Genomic DNA, 14,191 nt, shown 5'->3' on the forward strand with positions numbered 1-14,191 from the left:
TTTTGGCGTACTCATTTGTTGTTTTGGCGTCTCCATAACGCAATACGCTTGGGTTAAGGCTAAAACTCTTTGTCAAAGTCAGTTTTTTTTAACGTAGACGCGGAGCGGCTTGCCGCAGGCTACCGCAGAGGCGCAGAGGACACAGAGAGAAGAAAAAATGCTTAACTGAACTGTTAGTAGCCTATCCTGATGCTGGAAAAACTTCAGGTATTTTGTAGATGCGGATGAATGCCTGGCGGCAGGAGGCTGCTTTAATGACAGCAAAAGGAACACGGAGGTAAAAAAGTGCAAATCACTAAGCGCAACGTTGAGTTAAGAGTAGGTGGCAGCTTAATGCGTGTTTATGTTGCGGCTCCCAAAACAGCAGGAAAATACCCTGGTATTGTCTTCTACAGTGATATTTATCAGTTAGGTGAGCCAATGATTCGTCTAGCTAACTACTTAGCAGGATACGGCTATGTAGTAGCAGCGCCAGAAATTTTTCACCGAATTGAGCCAGTTGGTTTAGTAATTGAGCCAGACGATTTGGGAAGGATGCGCGGTAATGATGATGCGCGTCGAACTTCGGTAGCTGATTATGATGCCGATTGCCTTGCTGTGATTGAATTTCTGAAAACAGAGAGTGCGGTTTCTCCAAATCAAATAGGCACTCTCGGCTTTTGTATTGGTGGACATTTAGCCTTCCGCGCAGCATTTCAAAGCGAAATTCGGGCTGCCGTTTGCTGTTACCCTACTGGTATTCCCAGTGGTAAACTGGGTAAAGAGGTAGCTGATACAATTCAGAGAGTAAGTGAAATTAAAGGCGAGATGCTAATGGTATTTGGTACTCTTGACCCTCATATACCAGAGAGCGATCGCCAAACCATAATAAAAGCAATTGAAAATGCTAACATACCTCACCAAGTTTTCTTGTATGAAGCAGAACATACATTCATGCGCGACGACGGTTATCGTTATGATTCTAGTGCTACCACCGCAGCTTGGTCTGAAATAGTGACTTTCTTAGGGCGCATATTTGCAGACTGAAAACTCCTATTATTGCTTTCTTCGCGTCAAATTTGAGTTGTCTGCAACGCTAACAAACCAGCACCATAAGCAGGTTCATACCTCGGAAAAATCACGTTTACATTAGGAAACTTCTTAACAAGAGACGCTGCAAATCTTTCATGGATCTTGCATCTACCGCGCCATACACTTCCCGTTGTGACTACTTCTAAAACTGAGTCGGCAGTAAAAATTGCATCAATTATTGTAGATGTAGCTTTTACTAACTCTTTTACAGCATCATCAATTATGATATTCGCTACTATATCACCTGACGCTGCTGCAAAATCTACAATTGGTGCTAAAGCAGCTATCTGTTTAACTCCCCATTCTCGCCGATATACTACTTCTATTAAATCTTCTATACTTTCCAAATTAAGATGTTGTTTGAAACCTTCTAGCAAAATCGTTGGCATCTCTCGTCCATCATAAGATTTTAATGCTGCGTTCATGCCTGCGATCGCAATTTTATAAGCGCTACCTTCATCTCCTAAAATATATCCCCAGCCGCCGACTCGCTTGGTATCTCCCTGATGATTTCGACCAAAAACTATCGAACCAGTACCTGCTGCAACCACAATTCCTACAGGCTGACCAATTCCACCAACTAAAGCAATTAAAGCATCGTTACAAATTATAATATTTGCTGAGTGTAATGCCCAATTAATAGGTAATTTGTTATTCTGTAACTCTTTAACCAAACCTTTTACTACTTCGATATCTGCTGCACGACCTACACCTGCTAAACCCAAACATATCGCGTCAATATTCACAGTATTTGTAATTATTGCTGCCTCAACTGCATTGTAAATTGCTGATTGAATAGATTGTAGAGTGACTTCAATACCTATACTCTGATAATTAGATGGGCCTGCTTCACCACGACCTAGTACTTGACATGAATCATCCATTAGTATGCAAACAGTCTTGCTACCGCCGCCATCTATTCCCAAAACATAACTCATAATTCGGTAATAATGTTAATTATTCTGATGCTTTGGTTCTTCTTTTAAAGGTATAAAAAATAAAGCAATCATCCCAGGAATGGTCAGCAAACAAACCAAGATAAAAATAATGGATAACCAAAAGCTTTTTGCAGATAACCACTAATTAAACCTGGTAGCATCATTCCTAAAGCCATGATGCCAGTGGAAATAGCAAAATGAGAAGTTTTATATTCGCCTTGGCAAATATACATTAAATAAACACTAAAAGCTGTAAATCCAAACCCATATCCAAATTGCTCTAAGGAAACCAAGGGATACACTAATGTTAGTGAGGGTTTAGTGTAAGCCATATATACATAAAATATATCAGGTAAATTTAATGCTAAAGCCATAGAAAACAAACATTTTTTTAATCCATATCTAGAAATTAGCAAGCCTCCTAAAATTCCTCCACAGATTAGGGATATTACCCCAAATGTACCGTAGACTAATCCAACATCTGATGTTGATAGCCCTAAACCACCTACTTCTGGTTTGTCCAATAAAAATAAAGAGGCTATCTTGACAAGCATTGCTTCACCAAGTCTGTAAAGTCAGATAAATGCTAAAATACTTATAATTTTATCTTGAGCAAAATATGAGCTAATGATTGACCAAAAAGGTATTTTTTCTGTAGCCTGTAGCTGTTGTTTGTTATCTGATTGAGGTAAGGGTAAAAATAGGCGATGAGAAATAAACAGGATTGCTAAAATTAAAGCTGAGAAGCCGATAGCTAGAGTCCAACTTAAAGGAATGTTATTGAGAGATACTTCAAGCTGACCTGCTAAGACTACTAATATTCCCGAACCGAAGATAACAGCCATTCGATAAAACAGTGAGCGAATGCCAACAAAGAAGGCTTGTTGTTCTGGAGATAAGGCGAGGAGGTAGAAGCCATCTGTGGCAATGTCATAAGTTGCAGAAATAAATGCTCCTATTGTTAATGTTGCCAGGGAGATGAAAAAGAAATTTGGCAGTTGTAAGGAGATAGCTATCAAACCCAAGCAGCAGAACATGGCAAATTGGGTGTAAATTATCCATTTACGTTTGGTAGAGTAAATATCTACAATTGGGCCCCAAAACATTTTGATCACCCAAGGTAGATAGAGAAAGCTTGTCCACAGGGCAATTTGAGCGTTATCTATTCCCAGTTTTTTGTAAAAGATTACGGAAACTGTGTTGATGATGACGTAAGGTATGCCAGAGGTGAAATATAGGGTGGGGATGAATGTCCAAGGGGAGGTTGTTTGGTGTTTCATGGATTTGGGGAACGAACCGCGAAGGACGCAAAGAGCGCAAAGAAGATTAAGAAGAAAGTATGATGCGTTTGATGCCGTCTTTGAGGAGAGGGACGTTAAAGTTGATGAGAAGGGCTAGAGGGTAATGAGTCATTTTAAGGTAGGAGAGGACTTGGGCTTCGTGAATGGGGGTTAAGTTTTGGACAGCTTTCAATTCAACAATTAGAGACTCTCCAACCAAAAAATCTAATTTTCCTTCGCCTACTGAACGACCTTTGTAGTGTACTTTTACTGGATGCTCAAACTCATAAGGTATTCCGCGAATCAGAAATTCTTCTCTCAGCGCCTTGTGATAAACCTCCTCTAAAAACCCCGCTCCTAATACCTGATGTACCTCAATAGCCGCCCCAATCACTCTATAAGCTAGGTTTTCTAACTGAGCACTTGGTTGCCTCATCTTACCTTCCTCCTCTTCCTTTGTGTACTTTGCGTCCTTTGCGGTTCGTTTCCATATAAACCCTCTCTCCAACCCTGTGGCAAAATTTATTAGAGTCCTTCCATACCTAGTTTTCCCGCATGACCGCAACCATTCCCAATCTCCCCAGTCTCTACGACCCCTTTTCCACCGAAGCCAAGTGGCAAAAATTCTGGGAAGACAACCAAGTTTACAAAGCTGACCCCAACAAAGGCGGCGAACCCTACTGCATTGTCATTCCCCCGCCGAATGTCACCGGCAGCTTACACATGGGTCATGCTTTTGAAAGTGCCTTAATTGATACCCTTGTGCGCTACCACCGGATGCAGGGGCGCAATACCCTATGGCTACCCGGAACTGACCACGCCAGCATTGCTGTGCATAGTATGCTGGAAAAGCAACTCAAGACAGAGGGTAAGACTCGCTACGAGTTGGGGCGCGAGAAATTTTTAGAACGCGCTTGGCAATGGAAGGCGGAGTCAGAGGGAACAATTCTTAATCAGCTACGACGTTTGGGTGTCTCGGTGGACTGGTCACGGGAAAGGTTTACCCTGGATGAGGGTTTATCTAAAGCTGTTGTCGAGGCGTTTACTCGCCTCTACGAGGAAGGCTTAATTTATCGTGGTGAATATTTAGTTAACTGGTGTCCAGCTTCTCAGTCGGCTGTGTCTGACGTGGAAGTAGAAAATCAAGAGGTGAATGGAAATCTCTGGCACTTCCGCTATCCCCTCACCGATGGTTCCGGTTTTGTAGAGGTGGCGACAACACGACCAGAAACGATGCTGGGTGATACGGCTGTAGCAGTTAATCCCAATGACGATCGCTACAAACATCTCATCGGCAAAACTCTAACTCTGCCAATTCTACAACGAGAAATTCCGATTATTGGCGATGAATATGTTGATCCCACTTTCGGCACGGGTTGCGTGAAAATAACTCCCGCCCATGACCCGAACGATTTTGACATGGGTAAGCGTCATAATCTGCCGTTGATTAATATTATGAACAAAGACGGCACTCTCAACGCCAACGCCGGGGAGTTTCAAGGACAAGACCGCTTTGTTGCTAGAAAAAATGTGGTTTCTCGCCTAGAAGCAGATGGCTTTTTGGTGAAGATAGAAGATTATAAACATACCGTTCCCTACAGCGATCGCGGTAAAGTTCCCATTGAACCCCTCCTCTCGACTCAATGGTTTGTCAAAATTCGCCCCCTAGCTGACAAAACTCTCGAATTTCTCGACCAGCAAACTTCTCCAGAGTTTGTCCCCCAACGCTGGACAAAGGTCTATCGTGATTGGTTAGTAAAACTCACTGATTGGTGCATATCTCGCCAATTATGGTGGGGACACCAAATTCCTGCTTGGTACGCTGTCAGTGAAACGGATGGGCAAATTACTGATAACACGCCGTTTGTGGTGGCGAAATCGGAAACTGAAGCTTGGGAGAAAGGTAAGGCACAATTTGGCGAAAATGTCAAATTAGAACAAGATCCAGATGTGCTAGATACTTGGTTTTCTTCTGGACTCTGGCCGTTTTCGACTTTGGGCTGGCCGGAACAAACTCAGGATTTAGCAACTTACTATCCTACTACTACTTTGGTAACAGGCTTTGACATCATCTTTTTCTGGGTTGCCAGAATGACAATGATGGCTGGGCATTTTACGCAGCAAATGCCTTTCCACACAGTTTACATCCACGGCTTGGTGCTGGATGAAAAAGGCCAGAAGATGTCAAAGAGCAAAGGTAATGGCATTGACCCATTGTTATTAATTGACAAATATGGTACTGATGCCCTGCGGTATACCCTAATTAGAGAAGTGGCTGGTGCGGGTCAAGATATCCGGCTGGAGTATGATCGCAAAAAGGATGAATCGGCATCGGTGGAGGCATCGCGCAACTTTGCAAACAAGTTGTGGAATGCTGCCCGGTTTGTGATGATGAATTTGGATGGACAAACGCCGCAACAATTGGGGAACCCGGTCGCTACCGAATTGAGCGATCGCTGGATTATCTCGCGGTATCATCAAGTTGTCAAACAAACCAGCAATTACATCGATAATTACGGTTTAGGGGAAGCAGCAAAAGGACTCTACGAATTCATCTGGGGTGATTTCTGCGATCAGTATATTGAACTGGTGAAATCCAGATTGCAAGCAGATGCCGATCCAGCATCGCGGCGGGTAGCACAGCAAACCCTCGGCTACATATTGGAAGGGATTATGAAACTGCTTCATCCCTTCATGCCTCATATTACCGAAGAAATTTGGCAAACTCTCACCCAACAATCAGCAGATTCCCCGCAAACTTTACCGTTACAAATCTATCCCCAGATAGATGCAAACTTGATTGATCAAGCTTTAGAAGAAGAGTTTGAATTACTGATTGCTACTATCCGCACAATTCGGAATTTGCGTGCTGAAGCGGATATTAAACCAGGGGTAAAAGTAACAGCGAATTTGCAAACTGAAAGCGAGAAGGAGCGGGAAATTCTCACTGCTGGACAAGATTACATTAAAGATTTGGCGAAGGTTGAGACTTTAACCATTACTGACAAGCAAGAAAACCAAAGTGTTGCTGCTAAAAAACCTCAGAGGGGTTTGAAGACAATTGGCTTAATTATCGTGGCGATAGTCTTTGGTAGAGTGGGTTTAGCTGTGGGGTATGCGATTGATGAGACTCCCATCGTCGGAACTTTCTTTGAACTAGTTGGTTTTGGTTACACAGCGTGGTTTGTTAGCCAAAATTTACTCACTGCTCAAGCAAGACTTAGGTTATGGAGACGCTTTTTCCCGCAGAAAGAATTAGAACAACCACAAGAACCAGAAAATGCGATCGCAGGTGTAATTGGTACAATACAAGTGCTAATTCCTCTAAGCGGTGTGGTAGATATTGAAGCTGTACGTGCCAAGCTAGAAAAAAGCTTGAGTAAAGCTGAAGCAGAAGTTGAATCCCTGAGTACCAGATTAAACAATCCTAGTTTCGTAGATCGAGCTAGAGTTGACGTGGTACAAGGGGCGCGTGATGCGTTAGCAGAAGCACAAAAGCAAGCTGAAATTTTGCGCGTGCGCCTGAAGGCGTTGCCGTAGGTATCGTTTGCGTGGCTTAGGATAACTGTAATGGGTAATGGGAGTCTCAATAATTCCTAATTACCCATTACCAATTAACAAGATCCAAATATCAATTCTAGGACTTATTATTTTATTAAATTTTTTAATTTTTAATTTTTAATTTTTAATTGGAGCGAAGCGACCCTCATGCTATATCTAGCCCAGGTGCGTAAAAACGATTTTTTAGACCAGCACCAGTTACGCTTGTTGGCGCGTCAAGAAGCTGATAATTTGTGGGCAATAATTCCAGAAGAGACTCCTATTCTGCTAGGAAAGGGAAAGATTATGAGTGAAAACTTGCTTGTTTTAGTAGAACTTTCCCCTACAGGCGACATTGAAAGACTAGAAGATGCCACCAATTGGGTACTCCATTTGGTACAAAGCTACCTCACCATAGGCATCACTCCGGAATTTTTGCAGCACGAAGCCGAACGAGCAGAACATTGGCGACAATCCCTGACGTTGCAAAACCAAGACTTAGCGCGGCGTTCCTTAGAATTGGAAGCTCGTCGTGAACAAATTCAAGCTTTAGAAGAAAGCCTCAAACGCGAGAAAAATGGTTATCCCCAACAAGAAAGTTAAATACAAAATGAAGTGCAAAATGTGGGTTAAACTTAGCAAATCCGTCTAATAAAACTATCCAAATGACAATAGCCAGCCAGTGAATGATAACTGAAAGCCAAATAGAGCCAGATATTAAGTAAGCGATCGTACAGGTAACTCCTAACAAAGCTGCCAGAATTAAAAAATTTGGATTTATAAAAACTTCACGGTCACCAGGATTCCAGGTTATTCCCTGAAATGGGTGATAGATGATGAAGGCGACTCAAGTGATAATCATCCAGATAATTTGTATCTTGAGTGAGGGGTTTTCAGTAGGGTGAGGCAAAAACAAAACGCGAAAAACTATCTCTTCATTTAAGCCTGGTATAAAAAAGGAAAATACAATAATTTTTACAATTTCTTGCCAAGATTTTTCTAAGATATGTAATTTGAGAAAATCTGATTGAAATCCTATAAATAATAATAAAATTGTTAATCCTGTCAGAGGTAATATCAACTCTAACAAATTGGTAATAGTAGGGAATATAAATAGTGCAGTAGTCAGCCGTCTGATAATCAAATTAATTATACAATCTCATTTTGAAGTTAATTTTTCAAGTATACGACCGAGGTAGGATGAGACAAGAAGAGTATGGCGTAACAGTATGGTTCACTGGTTTAAGTGGTGCAGGGAAAACTACTATCTGTAAATTCGTGGAGAAGGAACTGCGGATACAGGGATACAGAGTTGAAGTTCTGGATGGCGATGCGATACGTCAAAACCTATGCAAAGGATTGGGTTTCAGTAAAGAGGATCGAGAAGAGAATATTCGGCGCATTGGTTTTGTGGCTCATCTTCTTATCAGAAATAATGTAATTGTATTGGTTTCGGCCATTTCACCATACCGCGAAATTCGGGAACAAGTGCGCCAAAGTATTCCACATTTCATTGAAGTTTACGTCAATGCATCATTAGAAGTTTGTGAACAGCGAGACGTAAAAGGTTTATATAAAAAAGCCAGATCCGGGGAGATTAAGCATTTCACTGGTATTGATGATCCTTATGAAATACCACTTTGTCCAGAAGTCGAATGCAAAACTAATCAAGAAAGCATTTCCCAAAGTGCAACTAAGGTCTTAGAAAAGCTAGAAGAGTTGGGTTATATAGCAATACGCTTGGGTTAAGGCTAAAAACTAAAACGGGCGTAGGTTGGGGAGCCACTGCTTGTTCACTCTTAGCGTTCCCGGAGAGCGAACAGCGTTCTTTGTTAGGAGAAAGGTAGCAAGTGGCATTTGAGGAACGTAGACGCAAAGCGGCTTAAGGCAAGGTTACCCAACATTATCAAGGGTTTGTTGGGTAACGCTTAAGCTCAAGCCAACCTACTATTTTTCTTAACCCAAGCGTATTGGGTTATATAGTTGCTAGAATGAATTATTTATGAGTTAAAGAAAGTTTTTAACTCATAACTCTGACTACGATGCCAATAATTGCCTAATTAATCTGGCTACAGCTTTTTGCGTGAAGCGGTTGGCAATTTGTTGACCCAAACGCTGTACATCTGAATTTACCAATAACTGGGCAATTTGGGGCGCAAGTTGCATTGGATCAAAGCCTCGTGTTTCTTGGAGAATACCTAATATACGTTTGATATGCTCTAAGGTTTGTTGTTGCTCAACTGTCGCCGCCGGAGTTTCATTAACTGCTGTTAACCCAACACGTTCCCGCAGCAGATAGGTGAAGTTATGCAAAAGATTTTTACCTAAAGCATCGAGTCCGTTAACAGATTCATCTACTAGCTTGTCACGAATAAAAGCACCGCGTTCAGATGCCAGAAATTCTATCCCCTGATTCAGCACTAAATTAAAGTCGTAGTCTTGACTATTACGCGCATTTTTTAACAAGTTTTCTAAGCGGTTCCAACGGAATCTACCATCTTTAAATAGCAAATCTTGCAATGATGCTCTTAATTGCGGTGCTGGATCTGTTAACAGGCGTTTAGAAACGTAGGGATAAGCTTCACTGAGAACTTTAAAGTTGGGATCTATATATATTGCAATACCTTCGAGTGTTACAAGGGAGCGAATTATTAAGGCGTAGTAAGGCGGTACACGGAAAGGATACTCATACATCAAAGCCGATAATTCATCGGTGATGCTTTTAATATTAAGTTCGGCAACGCTGGCTCCTTGGGCATCAGCAAAGACTCTGGCAAAAGCTGGGATAATTGGTGTTAAATCTGTTTCTGGTGATAAAAAATCTAACTTAACGTAGTCTTTTGCTAATCCTTCAAAGTCGCGGTTGACGACGTGAACGATCGCTTCAATCAAACCATAACGCTGTGGTGGCTTAATCTCGCTCATCATCCCAAAGTCGAGATAAGCTAATTTGCCATCGGTTGTCGCTAATAAATTACCAGGGTGGGGATCTGCATGGAAAAATCCATGTTCTAGCAGCTGGCGCAAGGAACACTGCACACCCACTTCAATTAGATAACGAGCATCTATACCTTGGGCGCTAATTTCTTCTGTCTGGGTTAATTTAGTGCCGTTAATCCACTCCATCGTCAAGACGCGACGATTGGTATATTCCCAGTAAATTTTCGGTACATATACGTCTTTTATATGACCGTATAACTGGAAGAATCGCTCGGCATTTTCACCCTCGTGGATGTAATCCATTTCTTCAAAGATGCGATCGCCTAATTCATCAAGAATCCCAACTAAGTCACTTCTTACCCGTTTGACCTTTTTCTGCACCCAAGCCGCGAGCTTACGCAAGATATACAAGTCAATGGTGATCCCCTCTCTTAAGTCGGGGCGTTGAACTTTAATGGCGACTTCTTCACCAGTTTTTAGCTTACCTTTATACACTTGCCCCAATGAAGCCGCAGCAATCGGCTGGGCCGAGAGTTCAGCGTAAACCTCTTCTGGAGGAGCGCCTAATTCTTCTTTGATAAACTGGTAAGCAATTTCGTTGGGAAAAGGCGGTAATTGGTCTTGTAGTTTAGTTAATTCTTCTAGGTATACGGGAGGAACCAGATCCGGTCTGGTGGATAAAGCTTGTCCAATTTTGATGTAAGCAGGCCCTAATTGGGTCAGCAAAACTCGTAGCTGAGTGGCTCGGCGGCGGTCGTTTTTGACGACAATTCCCCGTTTACTATCCGACCACAACCCAAGAACAAAGGATAGGACTGGCCGCAACACAGCGAAAATCCGCCGTATAACTTGCACTTTTCTGTTTTGGTAATGCGCCGCGATGCCCACGGGATCGTAAAGCGTCTCAGGTTGGGCTGTTGTCCTCACCTTTTGGGCTGCTAAGAGCCTTGGCGAGCGCACAACTAAGCTTGATGTACCATCTTCTGGCACTACATCAATAACGTCCAGTTCGCCTCGGCTATTTGTGCCGTTGCGACTGTCCTCCTGAATCGGTCGGGAACTAGGGGGAAGTGTCTTAACAATCATGAAGAAAGCCACCAGTCAGAACGATCACATTAAGTATTGTAACAATATGTTGAAGGATTAGGGATTGGGGATTGGGGAATAGGAAGTTCAAAGGTCAAAGTTCCGAGTTCAAAAGTCGAAATAATAATCTTTCCTCCCCAATCCCCAGTCTCCAGTCCCCAGTCCCCCATGATTTGCTACACTTAAACGGGCATACTAGTTCAATAGTAGTAGGTCTTGCTAGTTGCTGAAAGACCATACTTATTGTCTTGTAAGTTAGAAGTATCTGGCATCTGCCCTCATGGAGAATTTGGCTTGATGTTGCTTTGCCTGCGAATTGAAAACTTTGCCCTCATTGACCAACTGGAATTGGAATTTGGCGCGGGACTAAATGTGTTAACAGGTGAAACCGGCGCTGGAAAATCGATTATCTTGGATGCCATTGATGCCGCTTTGGGCGGTAAAGTCTCTAGTCGAGTCATTCGCACGGGGTCAAGTCGGGCGATGGTAGAAGCTACTTTCACGTCAAACGCCCCCCTGGCCGCTTGGTTAACCGAACAAGAAATAGATTTGCTTGATGAAAATTCTGTAGTCATTAGCCGAGAAATCACAGTTACTGCTAGTAATGTCCGTAGTCGATCGCGGGTGAATGGCGTGTTGGTAAATCGGCAGATTATGGGAGGAATGCGCGATCGCTTGGTGGAAATCACCGCCCAAGGTCAAACGGTACAAGTGGGACAATCTGCCCAAGTCCGCGACTGGTTGGATTTATATGGGGGTGACTCTCTGATGCAGCAGCGTCATAAAGTCGCCACGAATTTCAGTGCTTACCAACAGGCGCATTTAGCACTAGAAAAACGCCGGACATCAGAACGGGAACGGTTGCAACAACTCGACTTGCTCACTTATCAAGTGCAAGAACTGGGAGCAGCCAATCTCAGCGAACCTAATGAATTGGAACAGTTGGGACAAGAACAAGAACGCCTAAATCATGTCGTCGATTTGCAACAAATGAGTTACAAAGTTTATCAGGCTTTGTATCAAAACGATAATGAAACTCCAGCCGCAGCAGATTTATTGGGAGACAGTGAGGCGACATTAAATGACATGGTGGAATACGATACCCAACTGCAACCCCTATTGGAATTGGTGCGGGACGCGCAAGCTGCGGTAATGGAAGTGGGAAGGCAGATTAATGCTTATGGAGATGGTTTGGAAGCCGATCCGCAACGGTTGGAAGAGGTGGAAGAACGAATTCGGGAGTTAAAGCAAATTTGCCGTAAGTATGGGCCGACACTAAAAGAAGCGATCGCCTATTATCAACGTATCCAAGGGGAATTAGCCCAACTTAACGACAGCGAACAATCTATCGAAAACCTAGAACAGCAAGAAAAGGCGTGTTTTGAGAAACTCACCCAAGCAAGTAATCAGTTAACTCAACTACGGAGTAAAGCGGCTGCTAATTTAGAATCACGTTTGATAGCTGAACTCAAGCCCCTAGCGATGGAAAAGGTAAAGTTTCAGGTTGAGATAGTGCCTGCTCCCCCAACTACTATGGGAGCAGATAAAATTACTTTTATGTTTAGTCCCAACCCTGGAGAACCACTACAACCTTTAATGGAAATTGCCTCTGGCGGGGAAATGAGCCGCTTTTTACTGGCGCTGAAAGCTTGTTTTTCTCAGGTTGATGTGGTTGGGACAATGGTATTTGATGAAATTGATGTCGGCGTTTCCGGAAGAGTCGCCCAAGCGATCGCGGAAAAATTACACCAGCTAAGTCAACGCAACCAAGTATTATGTGTTACCCACCAGCCTTTAGTTGCAGCAATGGCCGATCGCCATTTCCGCGTAGATAAGCAAACTATCAATCAAGGTAAAGGTAAAAAAGTCAATAATGACAACGCCGAGCAGCGTACCGTTGTCAGAGTTACTACCTTGGAGAATTTAAGTACTCGCCGGGAAGAACTAGCACAGTTAGCTGGTGGTAAATCTGCAAGTGATGCGATCGCTTTTGCCGAATCTCTATTATTACAAGCTGCTAACCACCGCCAAAAAATTCAAAATTAAAGATAAATCTATACAGATGATGCTTCTAGTAATGACTGACCGAGATAACTTCCTTCAGCCTTGACACCAGGTAAAGCGAAAAAATACCCACCACCAATGGGGCGAATATACTCCTCCAAAGGTTCTCCTTTCAAGCGATTTTGCACCGTCACAAACCCCTTCTCTAAATCAGCTTGAAAACAGACAAACAACAACCCCATATCTAAGTGTCCAGATTTGTCAAACCCGCGTGAATAGTTGAAACCACGCCGCAGAATCAAACTCGACTCTGATTTGCGTGGATTAGCAAGGCGGATATGAGCATTTAGAGGAATTTGTTTACCTTTAGGGTCTTGATCATAATTGGGAATATCTTTCTCGTGCTTCATCCCCAAGGGTGCGCCAATTTCCTTGTTTCGCCCAATAATTGTCTCTTGCTCCTGTAGTGGTGTACGATCCCAGCGTTCGACTAAGTTACGGATCACCCGCACCACTTGATAGCTTCCCCCTACTGTCCAAGCTGGTTCACCACTGTTTGGCTGTACCCAGACAATCCGGTTCATCAACTTTTCGTCACTAGCATTGAGATTTGCCGTCCCATCTTTAAAACCAAGCAGGTTACGCACCGTAGATTTGCCTTGTTTTTTGTGGGTATTTGGCGGCAGAAATCCCGCTATTTGCCAACGCAAAGTTATCAAGTCAGGCAAATTCTTAATGATGTCGCGTAAAGCGTGGAGATTCGATTCCTCAGTATTCGCACAGAATTGCAACAGTATATCCCCATGACATAAATCTGGGTCAAGCTGGTCATTAGGAAAATTGGCCATAGTATCTAACCGCTTGGGTTTCAAGTTGCCGAGTCCAAAGCGGTTATCGAACAGCGAGTCACCCACTGCTAGGGTGATGGTGAGGTTATTGGGAACCACTACAGGCCCAAGAATCCCCGAATCATTGGGTGGAAATTTGGGGTCGCGCGACTTGGGTGTTCCCCCTGCCATGAGAAACTGGATGCGCTCAGTTAAAGTTTTGAACAACCGCACTAAATCTGCTTTATTTGCAGCACTTGTATCAAATGCGACCATTAGACCAGAAGCAGGAGTAGGGGTAAGAATACCTGCTTGGTGAAGCCCAAAGAAGGGCACGACCTCTTCGGATGGGTCAAGAGACGATCCTAGAAGAGTACGATAACCCAAAGTTGTCAAAGCTGCTATTCCACCTGCTGCTGCCATGCCGATTAACAAGTCACGACGGCTGATACGGGGAGTAATGCGTAAACTTGGTTGCTTTGTGATAGACATAATTTACTCCTCT

The 14,191-nt window shown here is 43.1% G+C and carries 10 protein-coding genes and 1 pseudogene; 5 read left to right on the forward strand and 6 right to left on the reverse strand.

Going from position 1 to position 14,191, the window contains the following annotated elements; all coding sequences use genetic code 11:
• Window positions 1–285: 285 nt before the first annotated feature.
• On the forward strand, window positions 286–1,026 hold the full coding sequence (locus tag ACFFAP_RS12740) for a dienelactone hydrolase family protein (protein ID WP_375511564.1): 741 nt from the start codon (window positions 286–288) through the stop codon (window positions 1,024–1,026).
• 26 nt (window positions 1,027–1,052) lie between these two features.
• On the opposite strand, the gene ACFFAP_RS12745 is transcribed toward ACFFAP_RS12740, so the two are convergent.
• From ACFFAP_RS12745 to ACFFAP_RS12755, 3 genes and pseudogenes are all read right to left on the reverse strand, one after another.
• Complete coding sequence (locus ACFFAP_RS12745; protein WP_375511565.1) at window positions 1,053–2,009, reverse strand: N-acetylglucosamine kinase; 957 nt, start codon at window positions 2,007–2,009, stop codon at window positions 1,053–1,055.
• Window positions 2,010–2,024: 15 nt separating this feature from the next.
• Window positions 2,025–3,289: pseudogene (locus ACFFAP_RS12750) on the reverse strand (MFS transporter).
• Window positions 3,290–3,335: 46 nt separating this feature from the next.
• Entirely contained in the window at window positions 3,336–3,725 is a 390-nt protein-coding gene (locus tag ACFFAP_RS12755) for a GxxExxY protein (RefSeq protein WP_375511566.1), read from the reverse strand.
• A gap of 119 nt (window positions 3,726–3,844) precedes the next feature.
• Here ACFFAP_RS12755 and ACFFAP_RS12760 point away from each other — a divergent pair, with 119 nt between their 5' ends.
• The gene (locus tag ACFFAP_RS12760) at window positions 3,845–6,829 is read left to right on the forward strand and encodes a valine--tRNA ligase (RefSeq protein WP_375511567.1); all 2,985 of its coding nucleotides are present in this window, start codon (window positions 3,845–3,847) and stop codon (window positions 6,827–6,829) included.
• Window positions 6,830–6,997: 168 nt separating this feature from the next.
• Window positions 6,998–7,432, forward strand: coding sequence for a hypothetical protein (locus ACFFAP_RS12765; RefSeq protein ID WP_375511568.1), 435 nt, complete (start codon window positions 6,998–7,000; stop codon window positions 7,430–7,432).
• Here ACFFAP_RS12765 and ACFFAP_RS12770 read toward each other — a convergent pair.
• Window positions 7,392–7,667 (reverse strand): hypothetical protein, encoded by a 276-nt coding sequence (locus tag ACFFAP_RS12770; protein WP_375511590.1) that lies wholly within the window; start codon window positions 7,665–7,667, stop codon window positions 7,392–7,394. The genes ACFFAP_RS12765 and ACFFAP_RS12770 overlap by 41 nt on opposite strands.
• Before the next feature lie 362 nt (window positions 7,668–8,029).
• Between ACFFAP_RS12770 and cysC the strand changes: the two genes are divergently transcribed.
• The gene (gene cysC, locus ACFFAP_RS12775; protein WP_375511569.1) at window positions 8,030–8,578 is read left to right on the forward strand and encodes an adenylyl-sulfate kinase; all 549 of its coding nucleotides are present in this window, start codon (window positions 8,030–8,032) and stop codon (window positions 8,576–8,578) included.
• Between the two features lie 288 nt (window positions 8,579–8,866).
• On the opposite strand, the gene ACFFAP_RS12780 is transcribed toward cysC, so the two are convergent.
• Entirely contained in the window at window positions 8,867–10,855 is a 1,989-nt protein-coding gene (locus tag ACFFAP_RS12780; RefSeq protein ID WP_375511570.1) for an ABC1 kinase family protein, read from the reverse strand.
• Window positions 10,856–11,152: 297 nt separating this feature from the next.
• On the opposite strand from ACFFAP_RS12780, the gene recN reads away from it, so the two are divergent.
• A complete protein-coding gene (gene recN, locus ACFFAP_RS12785; protein ID WP_375511591.1) occupies window positions 11,153–12,901 on the forward strand; it encodes a DNA repair protein RecN in 1,749 nt (582 codons plus the stop codon).
• 8 nt (window positions 12,902–12,909) lie between these two features.
• Here the strand turns inward: recN and efeB are convergent, their stop codons facing one another.
• On the reverse strand, window positions 12,910–14,178 hold the full coding sequence (efeB, locus tag ACFFAP_RS12790) for an iron uptake transporter deferrochelatase/peroxidase subunit (RefSeq protein ID WP_375511571.1): 1,269 nt from the start codon (window positions 14,176–14,178) through the stop codon (window positions 12,910–12,912).
• Window positions 14,179–14,191 lie beyond the last annotated feature (13 nt).

It is taken from the genome of uncultured Nostoc sp. (assembly GCF_964245575.1).
Classification (GTDB): Bacteria; Cyanobacteriota; Cyanobacteriia; order Cyanobacteriales; family Nostocaceae; genus Nostoc.

Bases quoted from the DNA above. Each gene is read 5' to 3' on its own strand.
- ACFFAP_RS12745 (WP_375511565.1), bottom strand. From the start codon at position 2,009: ATGAGTTATGTTTTGGGAATAGATGGCGGCGGTAGCAAGACTGTTTGC.
- ACFFAP_RS12755 (WP_375511566.1), bottom strand. From the start codon at position 3,725: ATGAGGCAACCAAGTGCTCAGTTAGAAAACCTAGCTTATAGAGTGATT.
- ACFFAP_RS12760 (WP_375511567.1), top strand. From the start codon at position 3,845: ATGACCGCAACCATTCCCAATCTCCCCAGTCTCTACGACCCCTTTTCC.
- ACFFAP_RS12765 (WP_375511568.1), top strand. From the start codon at position 6,998: ATGCTATATCTAGCCCAGGTGCGTAAAAACGATTTTTTAGACCAGCAC.
- cysC (WP_375511569.1), top strand. From the start codon at position 8,030: ATGAGACAAGAAGAGTATGGCGTAACAGTATGGTTCACTGGTTTAAGT.
- ACFFAP_RS12780 (WP_375511570.1), bottom strand. From the start codon at position 10,855: ATGATTGTTAAGACACTTCCCCCTAGTTCCCGACCGATTCAGGAGGAC.
- recN (WP_375511591.1), top strand. From the start codon at position 11,153: ATGTTGCTTTGCCTGCGAATTGAAAACTTTGCCCTCATTGACCAACTG.
- efeB (WP_375511571.1), bottom strand. From the start codon at position 14,178: ATGTCTATCACAAAGCAACCAAGTTTACGCATTACTCCCCGTATCAGC.